Raw genomic sequence first — 13,181 nt, 5'->3', positions numbered from 1 at the left:
GAACATGTACGACGATCACTATGGATTGACCGGCCGGCCCTTCCAGCTGACCCCCGATCCGAAATTCTGGTTCGACACGGCGACGCACCGCAAGGCGATGGCCTATCTCGGCTATGGGCTGAGTCAGGGCGAAGGCTTTGTCGTGATCACCGGCGATCCCGGCGTGGGCAAGACCACGCTGATGGGTCACCTGCTCGGTGAGATCGACCGCGAGCGGCTGAATGTCATCAAGATCGTCTCGACCCAGCTGCGCCCCGAGGACCTGCTGCGCTTCGTCTGCCAGGGGCTGGGGATCGACAGCTCGGGGCTGAACAAGGCCGAGATGCTGGGCGAGATCGAGCGCGGGCTGCATGCGGTGGCGCGTACCGGGCGGCGAACGCTCGTCGTGGTCGACGAGGCGCAGTCGCTGCCGATCGAGAGCCTGGAGGAGCTGCGCATGCTCTCCAACTTCCAGGCCGGCGGCTATCCGCTGCTGCAGATCTTCCTGCTCGGCCAGCCGGAGTTCCGCGTGACCCTCAGCGATCCGCGGCTCGAGCAGCTGCGCCAGCGCGTGATCGCGATGCATCATCTCGATCCGATGCAGGCCGACGAAGTCGAGCCCTACCTGATCCACCGCCTGTCCTGTGTCGGCTGGCGCGGCAAGCCGCGCTTCACCAATGACGCGGTGGCGGCGATCCATCGCTGGTCGGGCGGCTCGCCGCGCCGGATCAACCAGCTCGCCAGCCGCGTGCTGCTGTTCGGTGCGGTCGAGGAGATGGAGACGTTCGGCGCGAACGAGCTGGCGGCGGTGATCGCCGACCTCAACCAGGATACGCCGCTCTCCACCTATCGCCCGGCGCCGATCGCGACGCCGGCTGCCTTCGCGCCGCCGCCGGTCGAGGCCTTCGCCTCCCCGCCGGTTGCGCCGGTGGCCGAGCCGGAACCCTATGAGCTGACCGATGTCGCGCCGATGGGGATGGGTGCGCCGGTGCCGCCGCCGCATCCCACCGACCCGGTGCCGCTGCGCCCGGTCTTCACGGCACCGGCTCCGGTGGCGCCGGTTGCCGACGACACGCTCCAGCGCCGGATCACCGACCTGGAGGCGCAGCTGCGCGACCAGGACGAGGCGCTGCGCCGCGTGCTGGGTCTGCTGGTCGACTGGGTCGAGCAGGGCGATGCGCAGGGCCGCCGCCCTGACCTGTCGGCCGTGCGCGGGAACGTGGCCTGATCGCGATGGTGGTCAACGCGCTCTCGGTCGATGTCGAGGACTGGTTCCAGGTCGGCGCCTTCGAGAACACGATCGCGCGCGACGACTGGGATTCGCTCGAGCACCGGGTGGAAGCGAACACCGACAAGGTGCTGGCGCTGTTCGATGCGGGCGGGGTCAAGGCGACTTTCTTCACGCTGGGCTGGGTGGCGGAACGCTATCCGGCGCTGATCCGCCGCATCGCCGAAGCGGGGCACGAGGTCGCCAGCCATGGCTGGGATCATGCCCGCGTCTTCACCCTCGATCCCGAGCAGTTCCGCGCCGATATCGGCCGGGCGCGCAAGGCGCTCGAGGATGCGAGCGGCTCGAGCGTGACCGGATACCGCGCGCCGAGCTTCTCGATCGATCGCCGCACGCCCTGGGCCCACGAGGTGCTGGCCGAGGAAGGCTATGCCTATTCTTCGAGCGTCGCGCCGGTGAAGCATGACCATTATGGCTGGCACGATGCGCCGCGCGGCGCCTTCTGGCCGGTGCCGGGCGCCGAACTGATCGAGGTGCCGATCACGCTGGCGAGCTTCTTCGGTCGCGAGGTGACCACCGGCGGCGGCTTCTTCCGGCTGCTGCCCGGCGAAGTGACCTATCGCGCGGTGCGCGCCGCCAATGACGCGGCTCGTCCCGCGATCTTCTACTTTCATCCCTGGGAGATCGACCCGGGCCAGCCGCGCGTGCAGGATGCGCCGTTCAAGTCGAAGCTGCGCCACTACAGCCGGTTGGGCGCAATGGCGGGCAAGCTCGAAACGCTGATCGCGGGGCATGAATGGGGCCGGATGGACGCAGTCGCCGCACGCGAGGCGGAGAAGCTGAAGGCGGAGTGCGCCAAGTGAACGCGCCCTTGCTCGCCAAGCCGGTGTCTCTGCGCATCGCGGACCTGGGCGACGAGATCGAGCGCGCGCGGATCGGTGCGTTCGTCCACGATCATCCCGAGGGTACACCCTTCCATCTGCCTGCCTGGAGCATCGGGGTGGCACGGGGCTGCGGGCAGAAGAGCCACTATCTGATCGCCGAGAACGCCAAGGGCGACCTGGCCGGCGTGATGCCGCTGACCGAAATCTATTCGCCGATCTTCGGCAAGGTGCTCGCCTCGGCCGGGTTCGGCGTGGGCGGAGGCATCCTGACGCATGACGCGCGGCTGGTCTCGCAGATGGCGGACGCGGCCTGGACGCTGGCGCAGAAGCGGAAATGCCCGGTGATGGAAGTGCGCGGCGGGCCGCTGCCCGGGCCGGAATGGAGCGTGGACGACACGCGCTACCTGGGTTTCGTGCGCGACCTGGCCGCGGACGATGATGCCGAGCTGCTCGCCATCCCGCGCAAGCAGCGCGCCGAAGTGCGCAAGGCGCTGGAGAACGATCTGGAGATATCGATCGGCTGTAATCCCGACGACATCGCCGCTCATTATGCCGTCTATGCCGAATCGGTCCGCAACCTCGGCACGCCCGTATTTCCCCTGAGTCTTTTTTCCGAGGTTTTGCGGGAATTTGGCAATTCGGCGGACGTGCTTATAGTCCGCCATGGCGGGGTGGCAGTGGCGAGCGTTTTGAGCCTTTACTGGAAGGGGACGGTCTACCCCTATTGGGGCGGCGGCACGCGCGCGGCGCGCGGCCTGCGCGCCAATGACCGCATGTATTTCGAGCTGATGCGCCATGCCCGCGAACGCGGCTGCCAGCGTTTCGACTTCGGCCGTTCGAAGACCGGGACCGGCCCGGCGGCGTTCAAGAAGAACTGGGGCTTCGAGCCGAAGCCGCTGACCTATTACGACCGCATCGCCGAGGGCGCCAAGCCGCGCGACGCGAGCCCGGTGAACCCGAAATATTCGCTGCAGGTGCGCGTCTGGAGCAAGCTGCCCCTGTGGATCGCCAATCGCGCGGGTCCGCTGATCGCGAAGGGCCTTGGCTGATGGGCGATATCCTGTTCCTGGCACACCGCGTGCCTTATCCCCCCGACCGTGGTGACAAGATCCGCGGCTTCCACGTCCTCAAATACCTGTCGACGAAGCAGCGGGTGCATTTGATCGCCTTTGCCGACGATCCTGCCGATCTGAAGCAGAAGGGCGGGCTGACCAAATATACGGGCAACCGCTCGATCGTGTGGCGTGCCAAGTCGCAGATGGTCGCGGGCTTACAGGCGCTGATGCAGCACCGCCCGGTGTCGCTCACGGCGTTCGACAATGATGCGCTGCGCCAGTCGGTGGAGAATATCCTTCAGCGGCACCGGATTGACACGATCTACGTCTTCTCCAGCCAGATGGCGCAGTATCTGCCGCCGCGGCCGCGCCAGCGCGTGATCATGGATTTCGTCGACATGGATTCGGCGAAGTTCGCGGCTTATGCGAAGAGCTCCAAGGGGCCGATGCGCTGGATGCTCGGCCGCGAGGCGCGGATGCTGCTCGCGCATGAGAAGGCGATCGCGCAGCGCGCCGACGCGAACCTGTTCGTCAGCGAGGCGGAGGCGGAGCTGTTCCGCCAGCGCACTGGCGCCGATCGCGTCCATGTGCTCGAGAACGGCATCGACACCGAGTATTTCGACCCCGCATCGACCTTCAAGCGCGTCGATGTGATGGGATCGACGATCGTCTTCACCGGGCAGATGGACTATCGCCCGAATATTGAGGGCGTGACCTGGTTCGTCGAGACGATCCTGCCGCATATCCGCCTGGTCCATCCCGATGCCCGCTTCATCATCGTCGGCCGCAACCCGACCGACGCGGTGAAGGCGTTGGGCAAGCATCCGGGTGTCGCGGTGATCGGCGAAGTGCCGGACGTGCGCGGCTGGCTGGCGCAGGCGGCGGTAGTCGTGGCGCCGCTCAAGCTGGCGCGGGGCATCCAGAACAAGGTGCTGGAAGGCATGGCGATGGCACGGCCGGTGGTGGCCAGCGAGGCCGCCGCGACCGGCATCGACCATGGCGGCACCATCCTGGTCGGCGCCACCGTGGGCGAGATGGCCGAACATGTGACGCGGCTGCTCTCCAACCGGCGCAAGGCGACCGAACTGGGCGAGGCGGCGCGCCAGCGGGTGATCGATCGATACAGCTGGGAAGCGCGGCTGAGCCCGCTCGACGAAGTGCTCGGCCAGCCGTTGCGCCCGGCCAAGGAAGAACGCGTGGCCCGCGTGACCGACGTGCCCAAGAAGCCGCGGCGGGCGGCGTGATTTCCTTCTTCCGTCATCCCCGCGAAGGCGGGGATCCAGAGCCCAAAGCGATGCGCGAAGTAACCCTGGATCCCCGCCTTCGCGGGGATGACGGGATTGGGGTCGCGATGCCGAGGTTTGGTGATGGCTGATGTAGCGATCCCTGCGCAGGCTCCCATGCCCGCCACAGCCAGCTTCGACGCGCGCTGGAAGCGGCATGCCGCCATCCTCGGCGCCGTATGGGTCGCGCTGCTGGCGATCTTCCACCGCGACTCCGCCGATCTGGCAACGATCTACTGGACCAACACGACCTTCGGGCATTGCCTGTTCATCACCCCGGTGATCGCCTGGCTGGTATGGCAGCGCCGGCTGGAGCTAAGCGAAGTCGTGCCGCAAGGTTGGTGGCCCGGGCTGGCAATCGTCGCGTGCGGCGGGCTCGGCTGGATGGTCGGCGATGCCGCGGGCGTCGCGCTGTTCCGTCATGCGGGGCTCGTGCTGATGCTGCAGGGGGCGGTGGTGAGCGTGCTGGGGCCGAACGTGTCTCGCGCCGTGCTTTTCCCGCTTTGCTACATGGCGTTCCTGGTGCCGTTCGGTGACTTCATGGAAGGGCCGTTGCAGGACATCACGATCACGATGATCATGCCGATGCTCCACGCATTCGGGGTCCCGGCGAGTGTGGACGGGGTGCTGATCACCACGTCCAACGGCTATTTCGAAGTGGCCGAGGCGTGCTCGGGCGCCAAGTTCGTGATCGCGATGATCGCGTTCGGCGTGCTGGTGGCGAATGTCTGCTACGTCTCGTGGCGAAAGCGCGCGGCATTCATGGTTGCGGCGGTCGTCGTGCCGATCCTTGCCAATGGGCTGCGCGCCTTCGGGACGATCTATGCGGCATGGTGGACCTCCGTGGCGGCGGCGACCGGCTTCGACCATATCGTCTATGGCTGGGTATTCTTCGCGCTGGTGATGGCCGCGGTGTTGGCGATCGGCTGGAAATGGTTCGATCGCGATCCCGATGCGCGCTGGTTCGATCCGGCCAAGTTGCAGACGGTGCCGAGCCGCCGGGTGGATGCGCCGATCGCGGCTGTGCTGGTGCTGCTGGTGGCGAGCCTGTTCCTCGGCTGGTCGAGCCTCAACGACGCGCGCGCCTCGAAGCTGCCCGCGCAGATCGCCTTGCCCGACGTGCCGGGCTGGCACCGCGTGCCGCCGGCGACACGCGCGGCCTGGTCGCCCAATTTCCCGGCCGCCGATCACATGCTGATCGGGCGCTATGCCGACGACAATGGCCGCAGCGTCGATCTGGCGGTGGCGGTCTATGCGACCCAGCATGAGGGGCGCGAGCTGGTCGGTTTCGGCATCGGTGCGATCCGTGAGAATGACCGCTGGGTGAAGATCGAGGACCTCGGGCCGGTACGCCGCGGCGCCGCGCTGCGGATGACCGGGCCGGGGCGCGTCGAGCGCGAGGTCGTCACCTGGTATCGGATCGGCGGCGTGCTGACCGGCAGCGAGAAGCGGGTGAAGCTGGAGACGCTCAAGACCAAGCTGCTCGGCGGCAACCAGTCCGGCGTGGCGGTACTGCTCTCGGCCGAGCAGGGCAGTGAGAATGGCGCACACGCTGCTATCCAGGATTTCCTGGGTGCGATGGGGCCGGTGGAGGGGCTGGCCGATCGCATGACGGGCACGCGCTGATTTCCTTGGCTTCCACCCGTGCTATTCCCCTCCCTGCAAGGGAGGGGCTAGGGGTGGGTGGCGTCTTGGCGATACGGTGGCCGCGTGATGGCGTCACCGTATCGTGTGCAAGGACCCACCCCCGACCCCTCCCTTCCAGGGAGGGGAGTGAAATGAGGAATCTTCGCTGAATGTGCGGCATCGCCGGCCTTTACTATCCCGCGCTGGCCAAGCCTGTGGACCCCGCGCGCATCGTGCAGATGACCGATGCGCTGGTGCATCGCGGGCCGGACGGATCGGGCGTGTGGGTCACTGCCGGCGTGGGGCTGGGGCATCGGCGCCTGGCAATCATCGATCTGGAAGGCGGCGTGCAGCCGATGGCGACGCCGGACCAGGGCGTGGTCGTCACCTACAATGGCGAGATCTACAATTTCCAGGAGGTCCGCGCCGAGCTGGAAGCCAAGGGCGCGCGCTTCGCCACCGACAGCGATACCGAGGTGCTGCTGCACGGCTGGCGCGCCTGGGGGCCGCGGATGCTGGAGCGACTGAACGGCATGTTTGCCTTCGCGCTCTACGACGCCCGGACGCAGAGCCTGTTCCTGGCCCGCGACCGGTTCGGCGTGAAGCCGCTCCACTACGCAGAGCTGTCGGACGGGGCGGTGGCCTTTGCCTCGGAGCTGAAGGGGCTACTGGCGCATCCGCTGTTCCGCCGCACGCCCGATTTCAAGGCGGTCGAGGATTATCTGGGACTCGGCTACGTGCCCGACGACGCCTCGATCCTGAGCGGCGTGAAGAAGTTGCCCGCCGGGCATTTCCTGCTGCTCGAACGCGGCAAGCCGGTGCCGGCGCCGCAGCGCTGGTGGGATATCGACTTCTCGAAGCGCGCAACCGGCAAGGTCCGTGATCTCGAGGCCGAACTGCTCGACATGATGCGCAGCGCGGTGCGCTCGCGGATGATTGCCGACGTGCCCCTGGGGGCGTTCCTCTCGGGCGGCGTCGACAGCTCGGCGGTCGTCGCGCTGATGGCCGAGGCGAGCAAGACGGCGGTGAAGACCTGCACGATCGGCTTCGACGAGGCCGACCATGACGAGACCGCCTATGCGCAGATGGTCGCGGAGCGCTTCGCCACCGCGCACCAGGCGCGCAAGGTCGCGTCGGACGATTTCGCACTGATCGACACGCTGGTCCATGCGTTCGACGAGCCCTTTGCCGATGCCTCGGCGCTGCCGACCTACCGGGTGTGCGAGCTGGCGCGCGAGAGCGTGACCGTGGCGCTGTCGGGCGATGGAGCGGACGAGGCGCTGGCGGGGTATCGCCGCTACAAGTTCTTCGCGGCTGAGGAGCGGATGCGGGGGCTGCTGCCGCAGGAGCTGCGCACCAGCCTGTTCGGCACGTTGGGGCGGCTCTATCCCAAGGCCGACTGGGCGCCGCGGCCGTTTCGCGCCAAGACCACCTTCCTGGCGCTCGCCGAGAATGGCGAGCAGGCCTATCCCAAGGCAGTGGGTGTTACCGGGCCGGCACTGCGGGCCGCGCTCTACAGCGACGCAATGAAGAAGGCGCTGGCCGGGCATACCGCCGAACAGCGCTATACCGACACGATGCGCCAGGCGCCGGCGCGCGATGGGCTCGACCGGGCGCAATATGCCGATATCCAGCACTGGCTGCCGGGCGACATCCTGACCAAGGTCGATCGCGCCAGCATGGCGGTGAGCCTGGAAGCGCGCGAGCCCTTGCTCGATTATCGGCTGGTCCAGTTCATGGCGACGCTGCCGCCATCGCTGCGGATCCGGGCAGGGCAAGGCAAGTGGCTGATGAAGAAGGCGCTGGAGCCCTATCTGCCCAAGGACGTGCTCTACCGGCCCAAGATGGGCTTTGTGACCCCGATCAGCGCCTGGTTCCGCAAGGCGCTGGCGGATGAAGCTGCGGGGCTGGGGCGCTCGAAGCTGCTCCAGAGCACAGGCTGGTTCGACCTGCATGCGATCGAGCGGCTGGCGGCGGACCATAAGGCAGGCCGTGCCGAGCATGGCCGGACGCTGTGGCAGTTGCTGATGCTTGAGCGCAGCCTGAGTAGGCTATTCGCCTAGTTGCTCCCGTCATGCTGAACTTGTTTCAGCATCCAAGGTGCGACCAGCGACGGTGTCGCCCGCGGAAGGTTGCCCCTTAAACAAGTTCAGGGTGACGGTGCTGGCCAAGCCTAGCGATCCACCACCATCGCCGTTGTCTCGATCGGGGTAGGGGCAGAGTGATCCATCACGATCGCGATGCCGGCGTGCAGGGTCAGCGCCGCCAGCGCCAGGGTGGAGAGCAGGAACAGCGCGAAGCGCGTCGAAACCTTGTTGAAGGTCGCCTGCACCAGGCTGTGGGCGATGCGAAGGATCACATAGGCCCAGGCAAGCCACAGGTTGATGCCCTCGCCCCGATCGAGCAGCGCGAGCGTGAGCGCGGTGGCGTAGAACAGGGTCGGCTGCTCGTGGAGATGGTTGTAGTTGTGGGCCTTCCACTGCGCTTCGGCGGGCAGGATCTTGTCCGCATCCGAGCCCTTGGAGCCGATCAGCTTGCCGAGATCGACGCCAGCCTTGCTCATCGCGGGGATGCGCAGGACCAGCATCCAGGCCAGCATCACCAGGGTCCAGGCGACAAGCGCCACCACTGGCACGAGAATTTCGCTGTGCATTGCAGTCCCCCTCCACTGCGTTGTGCGGGGAGGCTGCCGGAAACCTTCCGGGAACGCAACTAAACCGGAGCGAGCAGGCTTTCGAACAGCAGGTGCGTCGCGCGGCGGAGCGCCGCCTCGTCCTGCGCGGGCCAGACGGCGTTGCGGCAGAGCACGCCCATCACATGCGCCTGGGTGAGCCAGCCCACTGCTTCCGCATCGGCATCGGCGCGCGCCTTGCCGGCGGCGACCAGGCTGTGCACCGCGGTTTCGATCGCCATGCGCAGGCGCTCGAGATTGGCGGTGTTGCGTTCGCGCAGCCCCAGGTCACTGGCGCTGGCGGCCGTGATCTCGATGCCGAAACGGGCATTGGCGGGGGGCAGGGCAGGGGCGATCTGGCGCTCGAACACGGAATCGGCGAGCGCGGCGATGCTGTTGTCGTGCACCGGGCCAAGCTCGGCGGAGAGCATGTCGGTCACTGCGTGGATCAGCGCCTCGCGGCTCGGGAAGTGGCTGTAGAAGGCACCCTTGCTGATCCCGGCCTGCGCGCAGACATCATCCACCGAAGTGGCGAGCAGGCCGCGTTCGAAAAGGCAGTGCGCGGCGGCCTGGAGGATGTGCATGCGCCGCTTGGCTGCGGTCGCTTCGGTCAGACGGGGCATTCAACTCTCACTGATACGTCAACCATGAGACTGCAACCCGATTGATGCCCCCATGTTGCAGCGCGCGGTTGGTTGGCAAGGCACGGGCTCCACTATTCCCGGCGTGGGACAGGTTGATCGCGGCTTGAGCCTTCCGACCCTTCGCTCGCCGGCAAAAGAAAAAGGGCGGCCGGGGATGTCCCGGCCGCCCTGTTTTGTTGCGATCCGCGGAAAGGATCAGGCGAACAGCTTCGCCCAGCCGCGCTTCACGCGCTCGCGCCAGTGGCCGCGGTGATAGGCGTCCGACGCCAGCAGCGGCATGACCGAGCCCGCTTCCGCGAACACCATCTGCTCGATGCCGGTGTTGACCTTGCCCCACGAGGCGGCTTCCTGGAGGGTCGAGGACGAGCAGGCGCCGTCACGCACGTCGGCGACGGTGATCTGCACGGCGTACTTGTGCACCTCGACATCGTCATGGCCGAGGATCTCGGCGCAGACGACGGTGTCCTGGATGAAGTTCTTCGGCACGCCGCCGCCGATCATCAGCAGGCCGGTGGTGCCCGCCTGGATCTTGATCTCGGTCAGTTCGCGGAAGTCGGCGATCGCGTCGAGCAGCAGGTAGGGCTTGCCTTCCTTGGCGCGGTCCACCTGGTGCTTGACCAGGCCGAAGCCGGCCGACGAGTCGACGAACGCCGGGCAGAAGATCGGCACGTCATGCTCATAGGCGAGCTTGACCAGGCTGTTGTCCTTCTTGCCGTTCTCGACGAGATACTTGCCCATCTCGCGGATGAACGCGCGGCTCGAATAGGCCTTGGGCTCGAGCGTCTCGGCGATCTCGAAGATCGTGTGGTCGACGTTCTGGAGCGCTTCCTCGTCGATGTACGTGTCGTAGATGCGGTCGATGTAAAGCGAGCGCAGCGTGTCGTCGTCGGGGATCTCGAGCGCCTGATAGTGCTTGTGGCCGAGGCCCTCGAAGAAATCCATGTCAACGATGGTGGCGCCGGTGGCGACGATCACGTCGACCATGTTGTTGCGCACCAGCTCCGCATAGAGGTCCATGCAGCCGCCGGCCGAGGTCGAACCGGCGATCACCAGGACGACGGTGCAGTCCTTGTCGGCCAGCATCTCGTTGTAGATCTTGGTGGCGCGGCCGAGGTCGCGGCTGGTGAAGCTCATATCGGCCATCGCATCGACGATCGGGCGCGCATCGAACGACGTGATGTCGATGTGCTTGACCTGCTTCGACAGCAGCTCCGCCTTGCGGGTGTCGTTGATCGGGGCGTTGGCGCTCGCCTGCTTGTTGAGCGTGTTGGTGTCCGTCATGGGGTTGCTCCCATCTTTCTTGGCCGCCGTCATTTCGAAAAGGGGACGCGGAAACCCAAAGCATTCGTCACCCCGGCCCTGAGCCGGGGTCCCGCTTATCGACGCCTGTAAAGGCAGCGGGACCCCGGCTCAAGGCCGGGGCGACGTGGTAGTAGCGTGTGTTGCGTTACAGCTTGACGACGTTCCACGCCGGCTGGCGTTCCGCGAGCTCGACATACATCGAGGCCATCGGTTCGTCCGCCACGACAACGGTCGCGTCGGTGCCGAAGCCGTTGAACGCGGTGCGCATCGCCGAGCCATAGGCGCCGAGCATGCCGATCTCGAAATAGTCGCCCGCGCGGGTATCCGCCGGCAGAAGGAACGGACCCTTCATGTAATCGAGATCGTCGCAGGTCGGGCCGTAGAAGCTGAACTCGACGTCCTTGGCGTTCGATTCCGGTTCGCGCAGCAGCTCGACCGGGAACTTCCAGTCGATATGCGCGGCGTCGAACAGCGCGCCATAGGCGCCGTCGTTGATGTACAGCTCCGCGCCGCGGCGACGCTCCACGCGCACCACGATCGAGCTGTACTCGGCGCACAGCGCACGGCCCGGCTCGGCCCAGAGCTCGGCCGAATAGGAGATCGGCAAGCTCTCGAACGCGCGGTGGATCGTCTCGAAATAGGCTTCGAGCGGCGGCGGGGTCATGCCCGGATAGACCGAGGGGAAGCCGCCGCCGACGTCGATCACGTCCACGGTGACCGCCGACTCGACGATCGCCTGGCGCACGCGCTCCATCGCGTTCGAATAGGCTTCCGGCGACATCGCCTGCGACCCGACATGGAAGCAGATGCCCAGCGCGTCGGCGACCTGGCGGGTCTCGAATAGCAGCTTGGCGGCTTCACCCGGGCCGGCGCCGAACTTCGACGCGAGGCTCAGCTTCGAATGGTCCGACGAGACGCGCAGGCGCACGCAGAGCGTCAGGTCGCTCGCGGTCACGCCGTCGCGGCTGGTGGCGCGGACGATCTTCTCCAGCTCCTCAAGGCTGTCGAGCGAGAAGGTACGGACGCCATGGGTGAAATACGCCTCTTCGATCGCTTCCTCGGCCTTGACCGGATGCATGAAGCAGAGCGTGGCTTCGGGCAGCGTGCGGGCGACCAGGCGAACTTCGCCGATCGACGCCACATCATAGGTGGTGATGCCGTTTTCCCACAGGATCTGCAGCAGTTCGGGCGAAGGGTTCGCCTTTACCGCATACATGGCCTTGCCCGGGAACTTCTCGACGAAGAACCGTGCGGCCCGTGCCGCAGCATGCGGACGGACGAGCGTGACCGGCTGAACCGGACCCTGCTTAGCGATGTCGATGCCGGTGACGTTGATGCCGGCGGTCGAAAGGGGTGCTAACCCCAGCGCGCGATGATGCTGGTGCAACTCAAGGGACCTCCAAGTGCCTTACGGCGATCGTTGACAATTGCTGCCTTGCGGTTGGAAGTCCCATGGGGCAGCGGGAGAGCGGCACATAAGGACGTTGGTCCGGTGTGTAAAGCGATTCGCGCGTCCGGATTTTTACGGCGGGGGTGAAGTGTGACGATTGTGCGACAGCCAACGCGGGCCGGGGTCCGGGATGCCGCTGCCAAGGTTGCTGGGATCCTGCCGCAAACCCCTTTGTTCGTTCAGGAAATTCGGGGCGTGCCGGTGTGCTTCAAGGCTGAGTGCCTGCAGCCGATCGGCGCGTTCAAGATCCGCGGCGCATGGCATCGACTGAGCGCATTGGATGATGATGCGCGCGAGAAGGGCGTGGTCGCCTTTTCCTCCGGAAACCATGCCCAGGGCGTCGCCTGGGCGGCGAAGAAGCTGGGTATCCCGGCGGTGATCGTGATGCCGGCCGACGCGCCGAAGGTGAAGCGGGACGCGACGCTGGCGATGGGGGCCGAAGTGGTCTCCTATGACCGGATGACCGAGAGCCGCGAGAAGATCGCCGCGCATCTTGCCCATGCGCGGGGTGCCACCCTGGTGCCGAGCTTCGACGATCCCTGGATCATCGAGGGGCAGGGGAGTGCCGGCATCGAGGCGATGACCCAGATCGTCGAGGCGCGGCTGCCCGATCCCGCCAATGTCATCGTGCCGTGCGGCGGTGGCGGGCTGGCGGCTGGCCTGGCGCTGGCGCTGCCCGATTCCGAGATCATCGTGGTCGAGCCCGAGGGCTGGGACGACATGACCCGCAGCCTGGAGGCGGGCTGGATCGAACCGGTGGGCGAAAATCCTCCGCCGACCGCTTGTGACGCGCTGCAGACCACGCGCGTCTCGCCGCTGACCTTCGACGTGCTGTCGCGGCGCGGCGCCACCGGTCTTGCCGTTAGTGAGGCCGAGATCCGGACAGCGCAGCGCTGGGCGGCGGCGAAGCTGCGCGTGGTGGTGGAGCCGGGCGGCGCGGTGGCACTGGCGGCATTGCTGGCGGGCAAGGTCGATGTGAAGCCGGGCTTGCTCGTGATCCTTTCCGGCGGCAATGCCGATCCCGATGCCTATGCCCAAGTCCTTGCCGGGAAAGACTGA

11 protein-coding genes are annotated in these 13,181 nt (G+C 66.7%); 7 read left to right on the top strand and 4 right to left on the bottom strand.

Annotation, left to right across the window (positions count from 1 at the left end; genetic code table 11):
- Positions 1-4 precede the first annotated feature (4 nt).
- The 6 genes from AAHM44_RS17870 to AAHM44_RS17845 all read left to right on the top strand — a co-directional run bounded on the left by AAHM44_RS17870 (position 5) and on the right by AAHM44_RS17845 (position 8,118).
- Complete coding sequence (locus AAHM44_RS17870; protein ID WP_342250823.1) at positions 5-1,207, top strand: XrtA/PEP-CTERM system-associated ATPase; 1,203 nt, start codon at positions 5-7, stop codon at positions 1,205-1,207.
- Between the two features lie 8 nt (positions 1,208-1,215).
- Positions 1,216-2,070: an XrtA system polysaccharide deacetylase gene (locus tag AAHM44_RS17865; RefSeq protein WP_269576600.1), complete on the top strand. Its 855-nt coding sequence runs from the start codon at positions 1,216-1,218 to the stop codon at positions 2,068-2,070.
- A complete protein-coding gene (locus AAHM44_RS17860) occupies positions 2,067-3,140 on the top strand; it encodes a FemAB family XrtA/PEP-CTERM system-associated protein (protein WP_342250822.1) in 1,074 nt (357 codons plus the stop codon). The genes AAHM44_RS17865 and AAHM44_RS17860 overlap by 4 nt, the downstream gene beginning before the upstream one ends.
- Positions 3,140-4,390, top strand: a complete 1,251-nt coding sequence (locus AAHM44_RS17855; protein WP_342250821.1) for a TIGR03087 family PEP-CTERM/XrtA system glycosyltransferase — start codon at positions 3,140-3,142, stop codon at positions 4,388-4,390. Before AAHM44_RS17860 ends, AAHM44_RS17855 begins: the two co-directional genes overlap by 1 nt.
- Positions 4,391-4,546: 156 nt before the next feature.
- On the top strand, positions 4,547-6,055 hold the full coding sequence (gene xrtA / locus AAHM44_RS17850; RefSeq protein ID WP_342250820.1) for an exosortase A: 1,509 nt from the start codon (positions 4,547-4,549) through the stop codon (positions 6,053-6,055).
- Positions 6,056-6,225: 170 nt separating this feature from the next.
- Positions 6,226-8,118, top strand: coding sequence for an XrtA/PEP-CTERM system amidotransferase (locus tag AAHM44_RS17845; RefSeq protein WP_342250819.1), 1,893 nt, complete (start codon positions 6,226-6,228; stop codon positions 8,116-8,118).
- A 110-nt stretch (positions 8,119-8,228) separates the two neighbouring features.
- On the opposite strand, the gene AAHM44_RS17840 is transcribed toward AAHM44_RS17845, so the two are convergent.
- From AAHM44_RS17840 to AAHM44_RS17825, 4 genes are all read right to left on the bottom strand, one after another.
- Entirely contained in the window at positions 8,229-8,708 is a 480-nt protein-coding gene (locus tag AAHM44_RS17840) for an MAPEG family protein (protein WP_342250818.1), read from the bottom strand.
- 59 nt (positions 8,709-8,767) lie between these two features.
- Complete coding sequence (locus AAHM44_RS17835) at positions 8,768-9,349, bottom strand: TetR/AcrR family transcriptional regulator (protein ID WP_342250817.1); 582 nt, start codon at positions 9,347-9,349, stop codon at positions 8,768-8,770.
- 216 nt (positions 9,350-9,565) lie between these two features.
- Positions 9,566-10,651 carry a 1,9-bis(guanidino)-5-aza-nonane synthase gene (locus AAHM44_RS17830; RefSeq protein WP_269574869.1) on the bottom strand — a complete coding sequence of 362 codons (1,086 nt, stop codon included), beginning with the start codon at positions 10,649-10,651 and terminating at the stop codon, positions 9,566-9,568.
- Between the two features lie 166 nt (positions 10,652-10,817).
- Entirely contained in the window at positions 10,818-12,059 is a 1,242-nt protein-coding gene (locus tag AAHM44_RS17825) for a type III PLP-dependent enzyme (protein WP_342250816.1), read from the bottom strand.
- 153 nt (positions 12,060-12,212) lie between these two features.
- Here AAHM44_RS17825 and AAHM44_RS17820 point away from each other — a divergent pair, with 153 nt between their 5' ends.
- Positions 12,213-13,181 carry a threonine ammonia-lyase gene (locus AAHM44_RS17820; protein ID WP_269574871.1) on the top strand — a complete coding sequence of 323 codons (969 nt, stop codon included), beginning with the start codon at positions 12,213-12,215 and terminating at the stop codon, positions 13,179-13,181.

The organism is Sphingomonas sp. OTU376, assembly GCF_038440415.1.
In the GTDB taxonomy this organism is placed as follows: Bacteria; Pseudomonadota; Alphaproteobacteria; order Sphingomonadales; family Sphingomonadaceae; genus Sphingomonas; species Sphingomonas kyeonggiensis_A.
This window is presented reverse-complemented; position numbering and strand designations above follow the sequence as displayed.

What these genes read in the sequence shown, in the direction of transcription:
- AAHM44_RS17870 (WP_342250823.1), top strand. Translation starts at nt 5, where the DNA reads ATGTACGACGATCACTATGGATTGACCGGCCGGCCCTTCCAGCTGACC.
- AAHM44_RS17855 (WP_342250821.1), top strand. Translation starts at nt 3,140, where the DNA reads ATGGGCGATATCCTGTTCCTGGCACACCGCGTGCCTTATCCCCCCGAC.
- xrtA (WP_342250820.1), top strand. Translation starts at nt 4,547, where the DNA reads ATGCCCGCCACAGCCAGCTTCGACGCGCGCTGGAAGCGGCATGCCGCC.
- AAHM44_RS17845 (WP_342250819.1), top strand. Translation starts at nt 6,226, where the DNA reads ATGTGCGGCATCGCCGGCCTTTACTATCCCGCGCTGGCCAAGCCTGTG.
- AAHM44_RS17840 (WP_342250818.1), bottom strand. Translation starts at nt 8,708, where the DNA reads ATGCACAGCGAAATTCTCGTGCCAGTGGTGGCGCTTGTCGCCTGGACC.
- AAHM44_RS17835 (WP_342250817.1), bottom strand. Translation starts at nt 9,349, where the DNA reads ATGCCCCGTCTGACCGAAGCGACCGCAGCCAAGCGGCGCATGCACATC.
- AAHM44_RS17830 (WP_269574869.1), bottom strand. Translation starts at nt 10,651, where the DNA reads ATGACGGACACCAACACGCTCAACAAGCAGGCGAGCGCCAACGCCCCG.